Genomic DNA, 19,773 nt, shown 5'->3' on the forward strand with positions numbered 1-19,773 from the left:
CCGTCGAGCACACCCATTGTTCCGGACGGCCGTCGGAGCCGCCCCCGCTTTCGGAACCTCTCCCTTCCCGACGGCCTTCGCCGCCGACCGCCCGCTCCCCTCGTCCTCCGCTCCCTACCCTTCGACGACGCCCCGGACCACCCCCAGCTCGACCAAGTCGTGCGGTCTGATCCGCAGTTGATCCGCCGTCGCCTCCACCTCCCCTTCCCCCCGCTTCAGGATCGCCGCCGCCATCTCCGGTCCGATCACCGAGAAGTAGCTGTCCGGGGTCGCCCATGTGTTGCCCGGGGCGGCCAGGGCCAGGGCGCCGCCCGAGCCGCCCTCGCCGATCAGGAGGGTGGTGATCGGGGTGCGTGCGGAGGCCACCGTGCCGAACAGGTCCGCGATGGCCGCGCCCACCCCCTGCCGCTCCGCCTCCGCGTCGTTGGCGGCGCCCGGTGTGTCCACCAGGGTCAGTACGGGGATGCCGAGCCGGTCCGCGAGGCGGATCAGGCGGGTGGCGGTGCGGTAGCCGGCGGGGCGGGTGGCCGTGCCGGTCTGGGCGGCGTAGGCGATCGTACGGCCGTCGTGCTCGCCGAAGCCGCACAGCATGCCGTCGGGGTCGGTGCCGCCGCAGCGGTCGCCGCTGAGCGTGACGCGGTGGGTGAAGTACGCGTCCAAGTAGGCGTCGGCGCGGGGGCGTCGGGGGGAACGGGCGCTTCGGACCGCGTCCCAGCCCGTGGACGGCAGGTCCGTGGCGCCGAGCGGGGCCGGTGGTGGGGCGGGGGCGGTGGAGGGTGCCGTCAGCAGGCGCAGCCAGCGGGCCAGTCGGCCCCGTAGCTCCCCGGGGCGCACCACCCCGTCCACGGCCCCCGCCGCCACCTGCGCCTCCGCCGTGAACGCCGACGGGTCCGCGTCCGGTGGGCGGACCCGGGAGCCGGCGAAGCCGATCTGGGCGCCGGGCAGGGCCAGGCTCACATCGGCGCCCGCGCCGAGGGTGGCCCAGCCGCCGCCGGTCGTCGGGTCCCGGAGCACCGCGATCTGCGGCAGCCCGGCCTCCCGGGTGAGCGCCGACTGGCGTGCCACGCGCTGGAGTTGGGTGAGGGCGAGCATGCCCTCCTGCATCCGGCTGCCGCCCGTCGCCACCAGCGGGACGACCGGCAGGCGGTGGGCGCGGGCGTGGGCGTACGCCGCCTCCAGCCGGTCGCCGGTGCGTTCGCCCAGCGAACCGCCCAGGAAGCCGAACTCGAAGACGATCAGGACCGCCCGCGTCCCCCCGATCGTGCCGGTGCCGCAGACCACCGACTCGTGCTCCCCGGTGCGTTCGACGGCGCGGGCGCGCGAGGCGTCGTAGCCGTCCCAGGCGAGGGGGCCGTCCGGCGCCGACTGCCTTTCCGGATAGGGGAGTTCGGTGAAGGAGGAGTTGTCGGTCATCAGGGCGACGACCTGCCGGGCCGCGAGCCGTTCCGTCATGAAGTCAGCGCCCGCTTCATGATCTTCCCCATGTCGTTGCGGGGCAGCGCCTCCAGGTGATGGACCCTGCGGGGGCGCTTGTGCGGGGCGAGGCGGGCGGCCACGTGGTCCGCCAACTCCTCGATCGACGGCGGCGACTGGGGGTCGGACGGGACGATCCACGCCACGATCCGCTCGCCCAGGTCCGGGTCCGGCTCCCCGGTCACCGCCGCCTCCCGCACCCCAGGGTGCTCCAGCAGCGCGTTCTCGATCTCGCCCGCCCCGATCTTGTAACCCCCGCTCTTGATCAGGTCGGTGGCCTTGCGGCCGACGATACGGACGTACCCGTCGGCCTCCCGCACCGCCATGTCGCCGGTGCGGAACCAGCCGTCGGCGGTGAACGCGGCGGTCGTCGCGTCGGGGCGGTTGAGGTACTCGGTGAACAGGTTCGGGCCGCGCACCTGGATCTCGCCCACCGTCTCGCCGTCCTGCGACGTGATCGGCGTCCCGTCCTCCTCCACCAGCCGCAGCTCCACGCCCGGCAGCGGCACGCCGACGGTGCCGGCCCTGGCCTCGCCGTCCGCGCGGACGCTGGTGTTCATCAGCGTCTCCGTCATGCCGTACCGCTCGACGACCCGCTGCCCGGTCGCCGCCGTGATCCGCTCGTGGTCGTGGACGGGGAGCGCCGCCGAACCCGAGACGAGCAGGCGGGCCTTGCCCAGCGCCTGCGCCAGACCCGGGTCCTCGGGCAGGGCCTGGGCGACGCGGTGGTACATCGTCGGCACCCCGAACATCATGGTCGCGCCCTCGTTCAGTTCCCGCGCCACGCCCTCGGTGCCGAACCGGCCCAGGTGGCGCGCCGATCCGCCGCGCCGCAGCGGGCCGAGGATGCCGAGGACCAGGCCGTGCACATGGAACAGGGGCAGGCCGTGGACCAGTACGTCCTCGCCGGTCCACTGCCAGGCGTCGGCGAGCGCGTCCAGGGTGTGGGTGACGGCCCGGCGGGGGATGACGGCGCCCTTGGGCGGGCCGGTGGTGCCGGAGGTGTAGACGATCAGGGCGGGGTCCTCGGGGGATGCGTGGACGGCCGGGAGCGGGGAGGCCCCGCGCACGTCCACATCTACGCGCTCCAAGTCGCCCAGAGCTCGGGACAGTTCGTCCCCCGCCGCCGCCAGCACCACCGTCGGCGCGCAGTCGGACAGGATGTGCCCGAGCTCCTTCTCCCCGGACTTCGGGTTGAGCGGTACGGCGGCGACACCGGCCTCCAATGCCGCCACCACCGCCACGGCGGTCTCCAGCGCCGGGGTCGCCCAGACGGCCACTCTGCCCGCCCCGCCGATCCGTGCCGCGAGGGCACCGGCGGCGGCGCCGAGCTCGCCGTACGTCAGGGTCCGGTCGCCGAAGCTCAGGGCCACCCGCCCCGCCGGACCGGCCGTCAGGGCCGGGAAGAGAGAGGACACGCGTCGTACTCCTTAGCTGTTCAACGGACACCGAGTGCTGTCGTCCACCGGCCTACCCCCAGCCCGGCACGACCATCAACAGCCACACCACCGCGGGCACCACCGCCACCACGATCCCTCCGTACACCATCAACTGCCGGAAGAAACGCTCACGGTCGACATCGGGTGCCGCGGCCAGCACCAGCGCGCCGTTCGTCGAGAAGGGGCTCACGTCGACCACCGTCGCAGACACCGCGAGTGCCGCCACCATGCCGACCGCGCCGATCTCGCCCTGCGCCAGGAACGGCACGGCGAGCGGGATGAGCGCGCCCATGATGCCCACGGACGAGGCGAACGCCGAGACGATCGCGCCGATGTAGCAGAGCAGTACGGCGGCCAGCAGCGGTACGCCGATGCCGCCGACGCCCTCGCCGGCCCAGGTGATGGTGCCCATCTCGTCGAGCACGCCGACGTACGTCAGCACACCGCAGATCAGCAGCACCGTGGGCCAGGCGATCTCGCCGACCGCCTTGCGGCTGTCGTCCGGCCAGATCGCGCTGAGGACGACGGCGAGGGTGATCGCGGTCAGGCCCGCGTCCAGGTCGAGGACGAGGACTGCGACGACGAGGGCGACCAGGGAGAGGAGGGTCGCGATGCGGGGTGGGGTGAGGGGGAGTGCGGTGGTGGGGGCGGGGTTCGCTTCGCGGGTGACGGTCGCGGTGGTGGTGGGGGAGGGGTGGGTGCCGGGATCTGTCGTGGTCCCTGTGCCGGTCGGCTGTGGCTGGTCGCGCAGTTCCCCGCGCCCCTTCAGGGCGCCTTCGTCGGCCTCCGTCACCGAGCCCTGCCGCCACAGCCGGAGGCCTCCGCACGCGACGAACACCACCGCCGCGATGACGAGGTTGACGATCAGGGAGGCCAGGAACAGCGTGACCTCGTTGCCGGGCAGCTTCTCCCGCTCGACGATGCCGTTGACGATCGAGCCGTAGATGCTGATCGGCGAGAAGCCGCCGCCCTGCGCGCCGTGCACGACCATCGCGCCCATCAGCAGCGGGCTGATCCCGTAACGCGCGGCGAAGCTCAGCGCGATCGGCGCGACGATCGCCACGGCGGCTGGGCTCACGGCTCCGATTGCGGTCAGCGCGCCGGTGAGGGCGAACATCACCCAGGGGATGAGCGCCACCCGGCCGCGCACCAGCCGGACGGAGGCGTGCACCAGCCAGTCGGTGGTGCCGTTGGAGCGGGCGATGGCGAAGAGGTACGTGACGCCGACGAGGACGACGAACAGGTCGCCGGGGAAGCCGGCGAAGATGCCGTCCGCGTCGAGGTCGGCGACCAGCGTGCCGACCGCGAAGGCGGCGGCGAAGGCCAGCGCGCCCATGTTGATCGAGCGGGTCGTCGCGATGACGAACACCACGGCGAGGACGAGGATCGAGATGAGTTCGGGGGACATGCGGGCTCCCGTCTTTGGGTCCCGGAGCGGTTGCGGGGTTCCACACCCCTCGGATTGGCAAAGTGGCTGAGCCAATTGGGGTGATGGCTGGAAAGCGTGGGCGGGCGGGCCGGGAACGTCAAGGGTTCGTACAAAAATTGGCTGAGCCAATTGGCCACTCGATGCGCCCGATCAGCTGTCCGCCCGGTGTTACGCTCCCGACGAGAAGGGGGAAATCGTGACCGACGCCCTGCGCCCCATGACCAAACAGCGCCTCTACGAGCAGGTGCTCGACCGGCTGCGCGCCTACGTCGCCGAAGGCGGTCTCGGCGCCGGGGACCGCCTGCCGACCGAACGCGATCTGGCCCAGCGACTGGGGGTCAGCCGGGCCTCCGTGAAGCAGGCGATCGTCGTCCTGGAGGTGCAGGGCCTGGTCGAGGTGCGGCACGGGGGCGGTATGTACCTCGTCCGCGACAGCCTCGACGTGGAGCCCGTGGAGCGGATGGTCGAGCGCCGCCGGCGCCTGCCGGACGTCCTGGAGGCCCGCGAGGCGCTGGAGACGAAACTCGCCGAACTGGCCGCCGAGCGCCGCACGGAGGAGGACCTCGCGGCGATGCGGTCGGCGCTCGCGCACATGGCGAAGGAGATCGAGGACGACGGCCACGGGGTCGAGGGCGACCGCCTGTTCCACGCCGCCGTCACCGCCGCCGCGCACAGCAGCATCCTCGCCGAGTTCATGCGCTCCATCGCCGGCCAGATCGCCGAGAGCCGCACCGAGTCGCTGCGCCAGCCGCACCGGCCCGCCCGCTCCCTCGCCCAGCACCAGGCCATCCTCGACGCCGTCGCCGCCGGGCAGCCGGGCCGCGCGGCCGCCGCCATGCGCCGCCATGTCCGCACGGTGGCGAAGGTGCGGCTGCTCGACTGGGAGCCGGACGAAGAAAACTGACCGGGGGTTCCATCCTCATCGGATGGCGGCAAGTCCCTGAGCCGTAGCGCATCCCGCCCCTAGCATCCCCTTGTGGACTGGGGAACGCTCGCAGGTACTGCACTCGGCGCCATCCTGGGCGTCAGCACCACACTCCTCGCCGAGCGGTCACGATGGCGTCGGGAGAATTCGGCTCGCGAACGCGCGGTCAAGCAGCAGCTGTACGCCGAATATCTCGGGGCGCTCTCGCTGACCACTCATCGCCTGCGAGACCTGAAGCGCGACGCCGGCCTCACCAGGGAAGACCGGATGAAGCAGGCAGGCGAGATACTCGGGTCGACCAATGCCTACCATCTCCGCTATCAGATGCTGATCATCGCTCCACAAGGTCTCGGCGACGACGCCGACCAGGCTTTCATGCGGATCAGAGACTTACGGGACCGCTTCGACGGAGCCGACATGGCCAACGACCCCGAGTGGCCGTCAGCCATGAGCGCCGTCAGAGAGGCACTCGACAGTTTGCGCAGGACCATGCGCTCCGACCTCACCGCCGACTGAACACGGGGGTGGCCCCTCTCAGGTCGTCGTCCGGTCCACCACGTCTGCCACCACGCAGCTGATGTTGTCCGGGCCGCCGGCCTCGTTCGCTGCTGCTGTCAGGGCGTGGACGGCCGTGTCGGGGGTTGGGGCGGAGGTGAGGAGGTCGCGGATTTGACCGTCGGGGACGACTCGGGAGAGGCCGTCGGAGCACAGGAGGTAGCGGTCGCCGGGTTCGGCGTCCTGGAGGCGCAGGTCCGGGGTGGCGGTCGGGGTCAGGGCCTTGAGGAGCAGCATGCGCTGGGGGTGGGTCGCCGCCTCCTCCGGGGTCAGGCGACCCTCGTCGATCATCGACTGGACCACCGTGTGGTCGTCCGTGATGCGGAACAGGCCGCCGCCGCGCAGCACATAGGCGCGGGAGTCGCCGATGTGGACCAGGGCCAGCCGCGAGCCCGTCCACAGCAGTGCGGTCAGGGTTGTGCCGGCGCCCTCTTCATCGCCGTCCACCGCGTCGCGCACGGCGTCCGTCGCCCCCCGTACCGCGTCGTCCAGCAGGTTCAGGACGTTGCCCGTGGGGGCCTCCGGGGTGTCCAGGACGCGGAGGGCGTCGATGGCGGCGCTGCTCGCGGGGTGGCCCGTCGGGCCGAAGCCGTCGGCCACCGCCAGCAGGCGGGAGCCGGCGTAGGCGGTGTCCTGGTTGGCGGGGCGGACCAGGCCCCGGTCCGAGTGGGCGCAGTAACGCAGTTCCAGCATGGTGGTGTCCTTCCTCGACACAGACACAGACGCAGACACAGCGGACAACTCCTCTACGAGGAACTCCGCGAGATCGCGCCGCGCCGCCGTCTCCGTCTCCACCCGCGCCCAGTACGCGCGGATCTCACGGGCGGCGTCGGCCGGTCGCAGCACGCACACCTGACGGATCCGGGCCAGCGGCATCCCCAGCCGCCGCAGCCACGCCACCAGCCTTGCCTGCTCCAGCTGCGCGACGGCGTAGTACCGGTACCCGGTGTCCGGGTCGACCCGGCCGGGCTTCAGCAGATCCAGCTCGTCGTACAGCCGCAGCGCCTTCGGCGACAGGCGGCAGGCCTTGGCGAAGGCCCCGATCGTCAGCATGTCCTCGCGCATCGCGATCCCTCCGGTTCCTCGCACCGATGCTGTGGCTTCACCAAAGGTGAAGGTCAAGCGGGCTGTCCCGGTTCCGCGGGCGCTTGTTAGCCTGCGCATCGCACACCCGTCCGACACGGAGGAGCCCGGCGTGCCCCGCATCGCCCTCGTCACCTGCCGACCCGGCGCCCAGATCAGCGTCGACCGCGACCTGCCCGTCCTGGCGCGGGCACTCACGGAGGCCGGCGCCGAGGCCGACATCGTGCACTGGGACGACGAGACGGCCGACTGGGTCCGCTACGACCTCGCCGTCATCCGCTCCACCTGGGACTACAGCTGGCGCGCCGCCGAGTTCCTGGCGTGGGCCGAGCGCTGCGGCAAGGCCACTCGGCTCGCGAACCCGGCCGGCGTGGTCCGCTGGAACGCCGACAAGCGCTACCTCGGCGACCTCGCCGCCGCCGGTGTGCCCGTCGTGCCCACCCGCTACCTCGCCCCCGGCGACACCGCCGACCTCCCGGCCCGCCACGAGTACGTCGTCAAGCCCACCTCCGGCGCGGGCGCCCGCTTCGCCGCCCGCTACACACCCGACGAGCACGAGACGGCCGTACGGCAGCTCGCGCGCATGCACGCGGAGGGGTTCACCGCGATGGTGCAGCCCTACGTCGAGAGCATCGACGTCAGTGGCGAACGGGCGCTCCAGTTCTTCGGCGGCCGCTTCCTGCACGCCGCCCGCAAGGGTGCCGTCCTCACCCCGGGCACGCCCTACGACGAGCGCAAGATCGCCCACCCCGGCCTGGAGCCCTGGACCCCCACCCCGGCCGAACTCGCCGTCGCCGAGCGCGCCCTGGCCGCCGTACCCGAGGCCGTCGAGCTGCTGTACGCGCGCGTGGACCTCGTCGACGGGGAGGACGGGCAGCCCCGGGTCATGGAACTGGAGCTGGTGGAGCCGAACCTCTTCCTCTGGCTGCACCCCGGGTCGGTGGCGCGGGTCGTGGAAGCGATCCTGGCGGAGGCCGCCACCGCTCGCTGACCCCGCGCTCTCCGGGACTAGCGCACCCCCACCCGCTGCAACAACCCCCAAGTGAACTCCGCCACCACCTCCCGCCGCGCACCCCCCTCATCAGGCGCCACGAACGTAAGACCCCACCGCGTAGGAGCCGTGCCCTCCAATGGGCGGGCCGGGGCGAAGGCCCTGGCCGCCTCGTCGACCGTGCAGGACCAGGGGGTGAGGTCGGCGAGGGTGCGCAGGGGCGGGGCGGCGGCGCCGGGGGCGCGGACCAGCCACTCGTTCCAGACCGCGCCGTTCGGGGCGAGCAGTACCTCGAAGCGCAGGTCGGGCCAGAGCGGGAGCGGCCACAGCCAGGCCTCGCACTCCAGGTCGCCGACCTTGCGGGTGACGACGGACTCCGGCGCGCCCAGCACCGACCGGTACCGCGAGGCGGCGGCGCGCGCCCGCGGCGAGCGGACCATCGCCTGCCACCGCTTGTTCGCCTCGCGCATCCCGGCGAGGGAGACGCCCAGCTCACGGCGGGCGTCCTCCACCAGGTCCGGATTGTGGTCGGCCATGCGGCGCAGCAGCACCAGCTGGAAGTCGGCGGCGGTGAACGGGCTAGCGGGAGGCTTTCCGGAGGGCATGCGACCCATGGTCGCGCACCGGTCCGGCGGGCAGGCGGCCGTCCGGCAGGAACAGGACGGAGTTGACGTAACGAGGCCCCCGGAGGGCACCGAACGGCAGGACCCGGCGCAGCAGGCCCTGGGAGGCGACGTACGACGCCTTCGCCTGGTGCGCCTCCAACGGGAACGACGCCAGCGGCACCCAACTGCTGCCGGGCAGCACCCAGCCGTCGTAGCGCAGCAGGGACAGATACGTCACCACCGGGGCGATCGGCTGGATGCGGGACTCCAGTTCCACGAAGAGCGCCGGGCGGTCGCGGGCCAGGACGCCGGTCGCGCCGCGCAGCACCGCCAGCTCGTTGCCGTCCACGTCGACCTTGATGAAGTCGACGTCCTTGAGGCCGAGGTCGTCGAGGGCGACGCAGGGCACGTGCAGGGCGCGGGCGTGGATGTCCCGGCGGACCAGCGACGACACACCGCGGTCGCCGGAGTCGCCCGGCGGCAGCCACAGGCGGGCCGTGCCGGGGCGGTCGGAGGCGGCGGCCTGGATCACGCGCACGTTCGGCGGGGTCCCCGAGGCGAGGAGCCGCGCGAGGTGGGGGACCGGTTCGACCGTCACCACCTGCCGTGCGCGTCTGCGCAGCCGGTGCGTCCAGGGGCCGTACCAGCCGCCGACGTCGACCGCCGTGCCGCAGCCGGGCGGGCACAGGTCGGCGATCCGGGCCAGCTCCGGTTCGAAGCGCGGATAGACGGCCCTGGCGGTCGCCGCGACCAGCTTCACCGGCAGGAACGGGGCCAGGCGCGCTGCCATCGTCCTGGTCATGTGGCCATCCGTTTGAGGAGTTCCTCGTGTTCGTCGTCGGAGACCTGCCGGCCGGAGTCCGGCAGCAGCTGCGGGATGCCGTCGATGATCGGGTAACGGCGGTGCAGGCGCGGGTTGTACAGAGCTTCGGCAGTCTCTGCCGGGTCCTCCTCGGTGTCCTTCCCGGCCGGGGTGTCGGGCACGACCAGGTGCAGCGGCCCTTTGTCGAGCGGGCAGGCCAGGATCCGCAGGAGTGGGTCGTCGGGTTTCACGGTGGCGTCAACTCCTTGGCACCGATGGAGGGTTGCGAGGGTGGAGCGGGCTGCCGGTCGTGCCGGGGCATCGACATCAGTACGGTCAGGGCGAGCGCCGTGCCCGCCACCCGCAGCGCCAGCCGCAGCGGGTCCTCGGGCAGCGCCTCGCCGAACGACAGCGTGCCGAGCACGGCCGTGTACACGCAGGTCACCGTCGTGCACACCGGCACGATCAGCGAGGCCCGGCAGCGTTGCAGCGCGGCCTGCGACAGCACAAGACCGAACGCGCCGGTGAAGAGCAGGAGGTACGGGTACGGCGAGCGCAGCAGGCCGAGCACCGCGCCGCCCACCCCGCTGGTCGTCAGCTGGCTCGACACCCCCTTGATCGCGAGGGAACTGACCCCGTACAGCAGCCCCACCGCCACGCCGTACTCGACGCCGGTCGTCGGCAGCCGGTGCCGGTGCCGGGTCCTGCGCTCGGCGGAGCCGTACAGCCACACGCCCGCCGCCAGCGACGGCACGCACACCAGCAGGATCAGCGGGTACGGCGCCTCCTGCCCGACCGTCTCCCCGCCGCCGGGCCCTTCGCGCAGCGACAGGACGACCATCAGCAGCGCGGCGAGGATCGCGCCGAGCGCGTACCGTTCCCGCCCGCTGGTCTCCTCGCCCAGCAGCCGCGCGGACAGCAGCACGAGCAGCACCAGGCCGGAGACGAAGATGCCCTGCGCGGCGGCGATCGGCAGGGTGCGGTAGACCACGAGCTGGGCGGCGAAACCGGCGGCGAGGGCGAGGGAGCCGCCGATCCACAGCGGGCTGCCGAGCACCAGCCGCAGCAGCCGGGCGGGTTGCCGGATCGTCACCTCCGGGAGGGCGGTGAGCGCCCGTTTCTCCAGGACGAAACCGAGGCTGTACAGGGTGTTCGCCATCAGGGCCGCGGCCACTCCCCACCACATGGTCCCCGCCCCCTAGGTCCGCCGCGCGTGCAGAAGCAGGATCGACGCGAGCGACGGCCTGGCACAGGCCAGCCGGTCGAACGGCCGCAGCGCCCGCGGTACGCCGTGGAAGGGCGCACCCGCCAGGCGTACGACCTCGAAGCCGGACGCGGCCACGAACTCCCGCAGCGCGCGGGCGGTGTAGAGCCGCAGATGCCCCACGACCTCCCGTCCCGGCCGGCCGTGGATCCCGCGCAGGCTGACCTCCGAGAACACCGGCTGCACCCCGGCCAGCAGCAGCGCCCGGTTGTACCAGGCGGCCAGGTTCGGGGTGGACAGCATCAGATGGCCGCCGGGACGCAGCACCCGGCGGATCTCGTCCAGGGCGGCGTCCGGGTCCACGAGGTGCTCGATCACCTCGCTGAACAGCACGGCGTCGGCGGCGCCGGTCCGCAACGGCAGCCCGCCGTCGGTGAGTTCACCGCGCACGGCGTACGGGATCCGGGTGCGGGCCCGCCGCAGGGCGTCCTGGGACCAGTCCAGGCCGATGATGCGGTGGCCGGTGAGGAAGGGGGCGGCGGTGGCCGCGGCGGTGCCGTCGCCGCAGCCGATGTCGAGGACGGTGCGCGCCCGTCCGGCGGTCGCCGGGCCCAGGGCCTGGGCGAGCATGCGGGCCTGGCGGCGGCTGCGGGGGGTGCCGGAGGCGACCGGGACGGCGGGGTTCTCGTAGAAGTCGCGGAGGTCCTTCGGGGGTGGGGCGGTCGTCGTCACTCGGTCACCTCCGTGGAGTGCAGGTAGTGCTCGAACAGGTCCCGCAGATGGGCGCCGTCGCCGTGGCCGAGCAGGGCCCGCGACCAGCGCAGCGCGAGGTGGAGACGGCCGGCCGTGGAGGCGGTGGTGACGGTCAGGCCGCGCGGCATCCGGGCTGGCGCCGAGAACCACACGGCGTGCGCCCGGCCGGCGTCCGCGCCGAAGTCGAGGGCGTAGGGGATACGGCCGATGTTGCTGAGCAGGGTCGTCGAGGTCCAGGGCGCGGCGGCTCTGCGCAGGCCCCGGGTGACGGCGGCGCGCCAGGCGACGGGGGCGAGCGGTGCGGTGAGGAGGGCCGCCCCGTGGCCGAGCTGGGGCCGGGGGAGGGACTTCAGGGCGCGGGTGCGGGTGGCCGTGCGGTGCAGCAGGGCCGGCATGTCGGCCGGGGCGTGCGCGGCCAACTCCTCGGGAGTGAAGGGGACTTCGACGAGGCGGGTGCCGTTGCCGATGGGCATGGTGGCGTCCCGGGGGCGGTCGTCCACGGGCATGGTGATCCGCAGCGGGCGGGGCCGGTCGCCGTGTTCCCTGTTCCAGTGGGCGATCGTCAGGGCCGTGGTGACCATGAGCTGGTCGTTGACGGTGTAGGGGGAGCCCTTGGGGCGGTGCGGCAGGGGGAGTTCGGTGACGAGCATGCCGTTGCCGGGGGACGGCTCGGGGGTGCCGGGCACCACCCGCGCGGGCGGTGACCAGTTGGAGGGGGTCTCCTCGGTCGGCGGCGGGGTCTCCTGCGTGCGGACCGGCGCGGCTGCGGGGGAGTTGTTCCGGCCGCCGTAGATCTCGGCGGCGGTGGCGAGGACGCGGAGGCAGGCGGGGCCGTCGAGGGCGGTGTGGTTGATGGTGAGGAAGAGAACGGTCCCGAGCGGCTCGCCCGGCCCGGGGCCCGGGATCTGCGGCGGCGGGGCCCCACCGACGGCCCCTTTCCCGGCAGCCGCACGGTCTTGTGTCTCGCCGACGGCCCCTTCCCCCGCAGGCGTACGGCCCTGTGTTTCGCCGACGGCCCTTCCCGCGGCAGGCGCACCGCCCTGTGTCTCGCCGACGGCCCCTTCCCCGGCAGCCGCACGGCCCCGTGTCTCGCCCACGGCCCTTGCCCCGGCAGGCGCGCCCCGCGTCCCGCCGACCGCGTCCGCCGCCTCGCTGCCCTCGACCGGCCCGCTGCGCTGTACGACCTCCAGCCTGATCGGCGGCGACAGGGTCAACGGCGGCGCCTGGGTGAGCGCCCTGGTCCGTGCGTCCCGCAGGGCGTTGCGGCCCGGCGCCGGAAAGCTCACCACCTCCACGTCCGGCTCCGCCGTCAGCTCCCATTCGTACCGGCGCCGGTACCACCGCCCCGGCGCCTCCCGCATCAGAATCCGCGGATGCCGGCCCAGCGCCTGCGCGAAGGCCGTCCGCAGCCGCCCCTCGTCCAGCCGCCCCGGCAGATGGACCTCGATATGGACCGTCTCCGGCTCCTCCTCCTGGAGGCAGTGCCGGGCGACCTCGTCCACGACGGGGAACGGCACACGTACCGGCGGCCGCGACGGACCCTCGGCGCGCGCGGGTTGCTGGAGTGCGGTCATGGGGCCTGGCCTTTCCCGGAGTCGTCCGTTCCGTTGCCGGCTGTGGCGCCGCGACGCTCGGCGGGTGCCGGTGCGGTCTCGTCCCGGTGACCGTGCCGCGCGGCCGCGTCCGCGAGGGCCGGCGGCCGCGACGGACCCTCGGCGCGCGCGGGTTGCTGGAGTGCGGTCATGGGGCCTGGCCTTTCCCGGAGTCGTCCTTCCCGTCGCCGGCCGTTCCGGTGCCGTGCTCCCGGGCGGGCGCCGGGGCGTCCTCGGGGCCGGTCGCCCGCAGGCGCGGCTTGCGTGGCGGGATGCGCGTGGTCGGTGGATCGGGGTCCGGTACGCCGGGACCGCGGGCGGAGACGGTCGGCCCGGACGCCGAAGTGTGCGGCCCGGACGCGGAGGTGTGCGGCCCGGACTCGGGGGCGGTAGGCCCGGATTCGGGAGCGGCCGGCCCGGACGCGGGGCGCGGATAGTTCGTACCCGGCTCCCACTCGCCCTCCGGATCGGTCCCGAGCGCACTGCGCCCGCGCACCCGATGCGGCAACGGCCGCGTCGGCGCCTCCGGAGGGCCACCCGGGACACCGCCCCCGGCACCCATCGGCGCCCCGGCACCGCCCCCGGCACCCATCGGCCCCCCGGCGCCACCCCCGGCGCCCGAAGGCACCCCGGCAGCCCTCTCCCGTACGCTCACGACCCCCGCGAACAACCCGATCAGCGCCAGCACTTGGGCCGTATGACCGAACGCGCCGTCCCCTGCGCCCACCGGCTCCCCGGCGCCGACCGCGGCGGCGATCCCCGCCCCGGCCAGCGCGAGGAACGCGAGCGGCACCAGCAGGGCGTGCCTGCGCCACGCCAGCAGGGCGAGGGCCGGCACCAGCAGCGCGAACCAGCCGGCGATGAACACGCCGACCACGGTCACCGCGACCGTGCCGAGCCACAGCCCCGGCAGCGGCGGCACGGCCTGCGGCTCGCCGGTGTTCGGGGCCCGCCGGCGCCACAGCACCAGCCCGGCCAGCAGGGCGACCCCGACGGCGCCGCCGATCAGCCCGGCCTCGTAGGCCACCGCCGGCTCGTACGACAGCTCGACCGTGCCGCCGGCGCCCGCCGGGATCCGCCAGCCCTGCTGCCAGCCGTCCAGCCGGACCGGCGTGAGCTCCTTGCCGTTCAGCGTGGCGTGCCAGCCGTCGTTGAAGTTCTCGTACATCGTCAGATAGCTCGCCGCGCCCGAGCCCACGGTCACCGCGCGCCGGTCGCCGAGCCAGTCCCGTATCCCGAGGTCGCGCGCCACGCTCGTGGCCTCGGCGACCGTGCCCCGGGTCAGCGTCACGTCGGTCAGCACGAGCGGCCCGCCGTCCCCGGCCTCCACTTGGTGCTCCCCGGCCGAGAGTCGCAACTCGACGTCCTCACGCCCCTGCTGACAGAGCATCACCTCGACCTGGCGCCGCTCGACCAGGTCCCCGACGGTCCCGCGCACGCTCGTCCGGTACAGCTCCCCGTCCACCGAGACGACCGGCCCCTTGCCGCACGGCAGCGAGAACGGCCGGGAGCCGCGCGGCGGCGGGGTCCGGTACTGGTCGAGGGCCGGGACGTAGGCCTCCGTGAGGCCGACCGGGAGTTGCAGGTCCTCGTCCACCACCGGGTTGTAGAGGGTCAGCGGGGCCGTCTCCGTGACGGTGACGTCCAGACGGTCGGTGGTGATCGGCGGGAAGCGGACGTTGCCGTTCTCGTCGACGCCCGCGATCGCCGCGCCGTCCGGGGAGCTGATGTGGACCTCGGTCGGGCGGCTGGAGAGGCCGCCGGCCGGCGCCAGCACGATCTCCCCGACGGCCTGCTTGTCGGGCCAGCGCAGATGGATCGTCGGACGGTCGCCCGCGATCCACGCCGTGGTCAGGTCGCCGTCGGTCAGGTTGCGCGGCGACAGCCCCGCCCCCAGCCGCGCCGTGGAGTCGGCGGTCGCGACGATCCGGTTCTTCTGGTCCGGCGCCACCTCGTACAGCAGCTCGTCCAGCTCCGTACCGGCGACCGGCACCGCGCTCGCCCGCATCTCGTACGTCCCCGCGCCGGCCGTGCCGAAGCGCCGGTGCAGGCCCGCCTCCGTGCCGGTCGCCGACAGACCGGTCGGGTCCGCCGCACGGGACAGCGAGACGATCTCGGCGGCGGCCGCGGAGTCCTCGGCGTCCGTAGGCAGCCGCAGCAGCCGGGTCACCGTCACGTCCGGCAGGGCGATCTCGGAGAAGCCCGCGCCGGTCAGTCCGGCCTGCCGGGCCACCGAGTCCGTGATCGTCAGCTTCATCCAACGCGTCGCACCCGCAGGCGCCTTGACGCTCTGGGCCGTGCCGTCCGGCCGCAGGAAGCTGCTCACCGCCCCCTTCTCCGTCTCCACCCGCACCCGCGTGGCCGCCGCCCGCACCGCCTCCTGCGGCAGCGGCGTCACCTTGAACGACGACGGCATGTCGTACGACCCGCCCGCGAAGGCGATCCGCAGCCACTCACCGTCCGGCGAGCCCTCCGAACCCTCGGTCCACGCCGTGTCCGGGTTGCCGTCGAAGGCGTTCACCGGGTCGAACTGCGGCAGATGGAAGAGCCAGCTGCCGTACGAGGACGCCGTCACCGAACGCGCCCCGCGCAGCTCGGCCACGGTCTGGTGGCCGGCGCCCGTGGTGGGCAGGATCTGGTGCGGCTTGTCGCCCGCGTCCTGTGCGGCGTCCGGCGCGTTGCGCTCGTCGCGGGTGTACGTGTACGAGGTGTTGGCGTTGACCAGCCCGAACCGGGTGTCCGCGCGCCGCAGCCCGTCGCCGGTGACCTGCACCTGCGGTGAGCCGAGGCCGGGGTGGTTGTCGCCCGTCAGCACGCTCGGCCGGCCCCGCAACTGCGACGCCAGCGGCAGCAGCGCCTCCGGGCCGCCGGAGACGACGGCCGTGTCGGCGACCGGTTGCAGCCCGGCCTGGTGCGGCCGCGGCACGTCCACGTCGGCCGGCCGGTAGATCTCCACGGCCCGCTGCCGCGGATACAGCCCCTCCACCTGGAGCGGGGTGCCCTCGGAGATCCGCCCGCCGGTCATGACCGGCCCGATGCCGGTCACCCGCTGGTACCCGGACTGCTCCAGGGCCCGCTTCACCGTCGTCGTCGGGACCGAGCCGATCTGGTCGGGGTCGAGGTCGTTGCGGACGACGACGTAGTACACGCCCGCCCGGCTCAGGAAGTCGGCCAGCCCCGGCACCCGGCCCCCGGTCATCAGGGCCTGCTCGACGGCGTCCATCGCGCGCCGGTTGCCGGGGGTGCCGAAGGGGACGTAGTCCCGCTGCGCCCAGCGCGAGTCGGCGAGGACGTCGAGGGGCTGGTCGATGGTCGAGCCCCAGGTGTAGATGCCGTGCGCGGTCGCCGGGACGACGAGCGCACGGGCGTCGGGGGAGTACTTCTTCATCCAGTCGGCCGTGCTCTGCCAGTACTTGGGGATCTCCTTGAAGGAACCCGGGTTGAGGATCGAGCCGTTGAGATACGGCAGCAGCAGACCCGGCAGCACCAGCACGGCCGCGATCAGCGCGGCGAACCGCCGCCCGGGCACCGGCCGCGCCCCGCGCGCCTGGGCCGCCACGCCCACCAGATGGGCGAGGCCGAGCACCAGCGCCAGGGCGAGCCCCGTCTGGAACTTGTAGATGTTGCGGAAGGGGACCAGCCAGCCGTTCAGCCAGTCCTGCACGACCCCGTGGAAGGGCGCGCCGAACGCGCCGCCGTACCCGGCGAGCAGGATCAGCGCCACCGTCACCACGGTCAGCACCAGCCAGCGCCGCTCCGGCATGTCCCGCCGGGCCAGCCCCGCGACCCCGAGCCCGGCGGCGAGCGCCGAGCAGACGACCACGACGACGGACGCGGCGACGGTCCAGCCGGCCGGCAGCCAGGCCTCGCCGAAGTGCAGATAGGCGACCCAGTTGCCGCCGCCGCGCAGCGCCTCCGTCGCCGACATGGTCTCGGTGGTGGTCTGCGAACTCTCCACGTAGGGAAGGAAGTTCTCCCCGTACGTGCCGAGCAGCAGCAGCGGGACCACCCACCAGGCGGTCGCCAGGATCACCCCCGGCACCCACCAGCCGATCAGCTTCCGCTGCCGTGGCCCCGGTGGACGGGACAGCAGATACAGCCCGACCGGCAGCAGCGAGGCCAGCGTCGAGGCCGCGTTGACGCCGCCCATGAAGGGGATGACCAGCGCCGACCGCAGCGCGGCGACCCGCGCCGTGTACCGCTCGTTCGTCAGCGGCAGCAGCACCCAGGGCAGGAACGCACCCGGCAGCGCGGCGGCGGACGTCGACCCGACGACGATCGTGAAGACCGGCCACAGCGCGTACGCGACGGCGGCCACCAGACGCGATCCGTCACTGCCCACGCGCAGCCGCTCCGCCAGTCGCAGCGCGCCCCAGAAGGCGACGGACACGATCAGCGACATCCACAGCCGCTCCGCCATCCACACCGGCAGCCGTACGAGATCGGCCAGCCAGTAGAACGGCAGCATCGGCCACAGATAGCCCGCGTACTGGTCCTGTATCCCGCCGAAACCACCCTCGTCGTGCCACAACTGCCCGAGGTCGGCGAGGAACTGCCCCGGGTCGACGGTCACGCCCAGCTTGGTGTCGAAGGTCTGCCGCCCCGGCTGCGCCACGAGGAACAGCACGAACACCACGGCCCAGAACCCCAGCAGCCAGCGCCGCGACCGCGGACCCTCCGGCGGGCCCGAGGCGGGCGCGGAGGTGGGCACCGCCGCCGGGGGAGGAGCCTGGACCGTGGTCGTCGTCATGGTGGACACCGCCTGAGGATGAGGAGGAGGTTCCAGGTGGCGAACTCGCGGATGCCGGGCGCCTTCACGACGGCTTCCGCGAGGAACGGCCAGTAGCGGGAGCGCGCCGAGACGACCTTCACGTCGTCGCGGGCGCGCACCTGCCGCAGGGTGGTGCCGATGTGCACGGCGAAGAGGTTCTCGCCGAGGGTGTGCTTGGCGGCCCGCCCGGTACGCCGGCGATAGCGGGCCCGGGCCCGCTCGGCGCCGAAATAGTGCCAGGGGGCCCACTCGTGGCCGCCCCAGGGGGACAGCCAGTTGGTGAACGACACGTAGATCAGCCCACCGGGCCGCGTCACCCGTGCCAGCTCACTGAGAAAGGTCTGCGGATCGGCCACGTGCTCCAGCACATTGGAGGAGAAGGTGACATCGGCGACGCCGTCCTGAAGGGGCAGCAGATACCCGTCGGCGACGACGGTTCCTTCGGGGGGTTTCTCGCCGAGTTCAGCCAAGTCCGGCTCGAAGAGGAAGGCGTGAGCACCCCTTGCCCGGAACTCCCGGGTGAAGTACCCGCCGCCTCCGCCGACGTCCACGACGACCCGCCCGTCGACCGGCCCGCCGTACGCCTCCACTTGATCGACGGCATCACGGGCAAGCAGCGAGTAGCAGAAATCGGGGTCGTCCTGCTCACGCATGAAGGCACGAAAGAGGGCGAGGGAGCGCCGGAAGGAAGGGTCCTTGACGACTGGGGGTTCGGTGGCGCCCCGATAGGGGCGCGGGGAACTGCGCGACAAGCCACGACGCACCGCCACTCGCGACACAGCCCCACCCCTACGGCGCATAGGCGTCATGCCCCTTCACCGCCTCACCGGCGACCGCCAGGAACTGCCGCACGGTCCGCTCCCACCGATACCGGGCGGCCCGGTCCCGCGCAGCCTTCGCCATCAGCTCCCGACGATGTCCCGACAGGGCGAGCGTGCACCAAGCGGCGGCGAAGGAGGACTCGCCCCGCGCCAGCACCCCGGTCTCCCCGTCCACGACGGAATCCCGAAGTCCCGGCACATCGAAGGCGACGGTCGGTGTCTCCCGGGTCGCGGCCTCGGTGACGACGAGCCCCCATCCCTCGATCGCGGACGGATGCAGCAGCAGCCACGCCGCACACAGCAGCCGGTGCTTCTCCGCCTCGGAAACGTGTCCGGTGAACTCGACGCCGGGACCGGCGAGCGCCTGCAGCCTCTCGCGCTCGGGCCCGTCACCGACGATGAGGAGCCGGCCGCCGGTCACCGGCCGCACCCGCTCCCACAGCCGCAGCAGCAGATCGATCCGCTTGTACTCCACGAGCCGCCCGACGGCCACGAACAGCGGCTCCGGCGAACGGTCGCACAGCGGGCCCGGCTCCTCGACCCCGTTGTGCACGACACGAATACGTTCCCGTTCGACGCCGATCGCCCGCAGCGCGTGCGCGGTCGAAGGGGACACGGCGACCAGCAGACCCTGCTGCTGCGCACCGGTCAGTGCCCAGTGCTCCAGTCTTCGGCCGAGCCGGGCGGCCGGTGCCAGCGGTCCGCCGAACCGCATCTGCCACAGATCGGTGTGTACGTGGTTGACCAGGCACAGCGTGGGTCCGCGGTGCCACATGGGAGCGAAGTACGGCATCCCGTTGCAGACCTCGACGAGCAGATCGCAGTCCCCGACCTGACGGGTGAACGCGGATCTGGCGCGCAGGTAGTGACCGTACGAGCCGCCTGCCGAGACGACCCGATAGTCGCGGTAGGCAGCGGGGCCTCCGCACAGCAGGGTGACCTGGTGGCCGAGCCGGGTGAGGCCGTCGGCCAGGCGGTCGACCAGCAGCTCGGAGCCGCCGGCGGATCGGTTGCCCAGGTCACGATGGGCGAGAAAAACGATTCGGCGCGGTTGTGGGGGGTGCGCCGGGGAGTGCTGCGATGCCCAAGGGAGGGTGGCATGCAGCGGGGTGGGCACGTGCTGGGGCATGGGTGCTCCAACTCGTCTCAGGGTGCGGAACTCAGTGTGGGGGAGGGAGGGTTTGGGTTCCTGTGGGGGAAACGAAGGTTTTCGGACGTCTTACGGTCGTTGTGCATGGGGTGTGGACAGGCTGTGTCCGGGTGGGGTTGGACAGTTTTCGCCCAGCGGTTCGCCACGGCTACTCACCGGCGTGACAATTTCCGGCTTTAT

General features: G+C 73.2%; 16 protein-coding genes. 3 read left to right on the forward strand and 13 right to left on the reverse strand.

The features are described from left to right. Window positions 1-114 precede the first annotated feature (114 nt). From CP983_RS29775 to CP983_RS29785, 3 genes are read right to left on the reverse strand one after another with little or no spacing between them, the layout of a single operon-like run. A complete protein-coding gene (locus CP983_RS29775; protein ID WP_150502938.1) occupies window positions 115-1,452 on the reverse strand; it encodes a carboxyl transferase domain-containing protein in 1,338 nt (445 codons plus the stop codon). Next, on the reverse strand, window positions 1,449-2,891 hold the full coding sequence (locus CP983_RS29780; protein WP_150502940.1) for an acyl-CoA synthetase: 1,443 nt from the start codon (window positions 2,889-2,891) through the stop codon (window positions 1,449-1,451). The genes CP983_RS29775 and CP983_RS29780 overlap by 4 nt, the downstream gene beginning before the upstream one ends. A 52-nt stretch (window positions 2,892-2,943) precedes the next feature. Next, window positions 2,944-4,320 (reverse strand): SLC13 family permease, encoded by a 1,377-nt coding sequence (locus CP983_RS29785; protein ID WP_150502942.1) that lies wholly within the window; start codon window positions 4,318-4,320, stop codon window positions 2,944-2,946. A gap of 217 nt (window positions 4,321-4,537) precedes the next feature. Between CP983_RS29785 and CP983_RS29790 the strand changes: the two genes are divergently transcribed. Further along, window positions 4,538-5,245, forward strand: a complete 708-nt coding sequence (locus CP983_RS29790; protein WP_150502944.1) for a FadR/GntR family transcriptional regulator — start codon at window positions 4,538-4,540, stop codon at window positions 5,243-5,245. Between the two features lie 72 nt (window positions 5,246-5,317). Further along, window positions 5,318-5,782, forward strand: a complete 465-nt coding sequence (locus CP983_RS29795; RefSeq protein ID WP_150502946.1) for a hypothetical protein — start codon at window positions 5,318-5,320, stop codon at window positions 5,780-5,782. A gap of 18 nt (window positions 5,783-5,800) precedes the next feature. Here the strand turns inward: CP983_RS29795 and CP983_RS29800 are convergent, their stop codons facing one another. Then, window positions 5,801-6,886, reverse strand: coding sequence for a MerR family transcriptional regulator (locus tag CP983_RS29800; RefSeq protein ID WP_150502948.1), 1,086 nt, complete (start codon window positions 6,884-6,886; stop codon window positions 5,801-5,803). A gap of 130 nt (window positions 6,887-7,016) precedes the next feature. Between CP983_RS29800 and CP983_RS29805 the strand changes: the two genes are divergently transcribed. Then, the gene (locus CP983_RS29805) at window positions 7,017-7,895 is read left to right on the forward strand and encodes an ATP-grasp domain-containing protein (RefSeq protein WP_150502950.1); all 879 of its coding nucleotides are present in this window, start codon (window positions 7,017-7,019) and stop codon (window positions 7,893-7,895) included. Between the two features lie 17 nt (window positions 7,896-7,912). On the opposite strand, the gene CP983_RS29810 is transcribed toward CP983_RS29805, so the two are convergent. The 9 genes from CP983_RS29810 to CP983_RS29850 form a co-directional block, all read right to left on the reverse strand. Next, the gene (locus CP983_RS29810) at window positions 7,913-8,509 is read right to left on the reverse strand and encodes a hypothetical protein (protein ID WP_150502952.1); all 597 of its coding nucleotides are present in this window, start codon (window positions 8,507-8,509) and stop codon (window positions 7,913-7,915) included. Then, window positions 8,475-9,302: an FkbM family methyltransferase gene (locus CP983_RS29815; protein WP_150502954.1), complete on the reverse strand. Its 828-nt coding sequence runs from the start codon at window positions 9,300-9,302 to the stop codon at window positions 8,475-8,477. Before CP983_RS29815 ends, CP983_RS29810 begins: the two co-directional genes overlap by 35 nt. Next, entirely contained in the window at window positions 9,299-9,553 is a 255-nt protein-coding gene (locus tag CP983_RS29820; RefSeq protein ID WP_030947729.1) for a Trm112 family protein, read from the reverse strand. The genes CP983_RS29815 and CP983_RS29820 overlap by 4 nt, the downstream gene beginning before the upstream one ends. Then, window positions 9,550-10,476, reverse strand: a complete 927-nt coding sequence (locus CP983_RS29825) for a hypothetical protein (protein ID WP_125529827.1) — start codon at window positions 10,474-10,476, stop codon at window positions 9,550-9,552. The genes CP983_RS29820 and CP983_RS29825 overlap by 4 nt, the downstream gene beginning before the upstream one ends. 24 nt (window positions 10,477-10,500) lie before the next feature. Then, the gene (locus CP983_RS29830; RefSeq protein WP_150502956.1) at window positions 10,501-11,238 is read right to left on the reverse strand and encodes a class I SAM-dependent methyltransferase; all 738 of its coding nucleotides are present in this window, start codon (window positions 11,236-11,238) and stop codon (window positions 10,501-10,503) included. Next, window positions 11,235-12,833 (reverse strand): condensation protein, encoded by a 1,599-nt coding sequence (locus CP983_RS29835; protein WP_150502957.1) that lies wholly within the window; start codon window positions 12,831-12,833, stop codon window positions 11,235-11,237. The genes CP983_RS29830 and CP983_RS29835 overlap by 4 nt, the downstream gene beginning before the upstream one ends. A gap of 166 nt (window positions 12,834-12,999) precedes the next feature. Further along, entirely contained in the window at window positions 13,000-17,601 is a 4,602-nt protein-coding gene (locus tag CP983_RS29840; protein WP_150502959.1) for a DUF3367 domain-containing protein, read from the reverse strand. Next, window positions 17,598-18,275, reverse strand: coding sequence for a class I SAM-dependent methyltransferase (locus CP983_RS29845; protein ID WP_229914743.1), 678 nt, complete (start codon window positions 18,273-18,275; stop codon window positions 17,598-17,600). The genes CP983_RS29840 and CP983_RS29845 overlap by 4 nt, the downstream gene beginning before the upstream one ends. A gap of 136 nt (window positions 18,276-18,411) precedes the next feature. Beyond that, the gene (locus tag CP983_RS29850; protein ID WP_150502963.1) at window positions 18,412-19,572 is read right to left on the reverse strand and encodes a glycosyltransferase family 4 protein; all 1,161 of its coding nucleotides are present in this window, start codon (window positions 19,570-19,572) and stop codon (window positions 18,412-18,414) included. Between the last annotated feature and the right edge of the window lie 201 nt (window positions 19,573-19,773).

The sequence above is a fragment of the Streptomyces chartreusis genome (assembly GCF_008704715.1).
GTDB classification, from domain to species: Bacteria; Actinomycetota; Actinomycetes; order Streptomycetales; family Streptomycetaceae; genus Streptomyces; species Streptomyces chartreusis.

Coding starts and splice junctions, on each gene's coding strand:
- CP983_RS29775 (WP_150502938.1), bottom strand. CDS start 1,452: ATGACGGAACGGCTCGCGGCCCGGCAGGTCGTCGCCCTGATGACCGAC.
- CP983_RS29785 (WP_150502942.1), bottom strand. CDS start 4,320: ATGTCCCCCGAACTCATCTCGATCCTCGTCCTCGCCGTGGTGTTCGTC.
- CP983_RS29800 (WP_150502948.1), bottom strand. CDS start 6,886: ATGCGCGAGGACATGCTGACGATCGGGGCCTTCGCCAAGGCCTGCCGC.
- CP983_RS29810 (WP_150502952.1), bottom strand. CDS start 8,509: ATGGGTCGCATGCCCTCCGGAAAGCCTCCCGCTAGCCCGTTCACCGCC.
- CP983_RS29815 (WP_150502954.1), bottom strand. CDS start 9,302: ATGACCAGGACGATGGCAGCGCGCCTGGCCCCGTTCCTGCCGGTGAAG.
- CP983_RS29835 (WP_150502957.1), bottom strand. CDS start 12,833: ATGACCGCACTCCAGCAACCCGCGCGCGCCGAGGGTCCGTCGCGGCCG.
- CP983_RS29840 (WP_150502959.1), bottom strand. CDS start 17,601: ATGACGACGACCACGGTCCAGGCTCCTCCCCCGGCGGCGGTGCCCACC.
- CP983_RS29845 (WP_229914743.1), bottom strand. CDS start 18,275: ATGCGTGAGCAGGACGACCCCGATTTCTGCTACTCGCTGCTTGCCCGT.
- CP983_RS29850 (WP_150502963.1), bottom strand. CDS start 19,572: ATGCCCCAGCACGTGCCCACCCCGCTGCATGCCACCCTCCCTTGGGCA.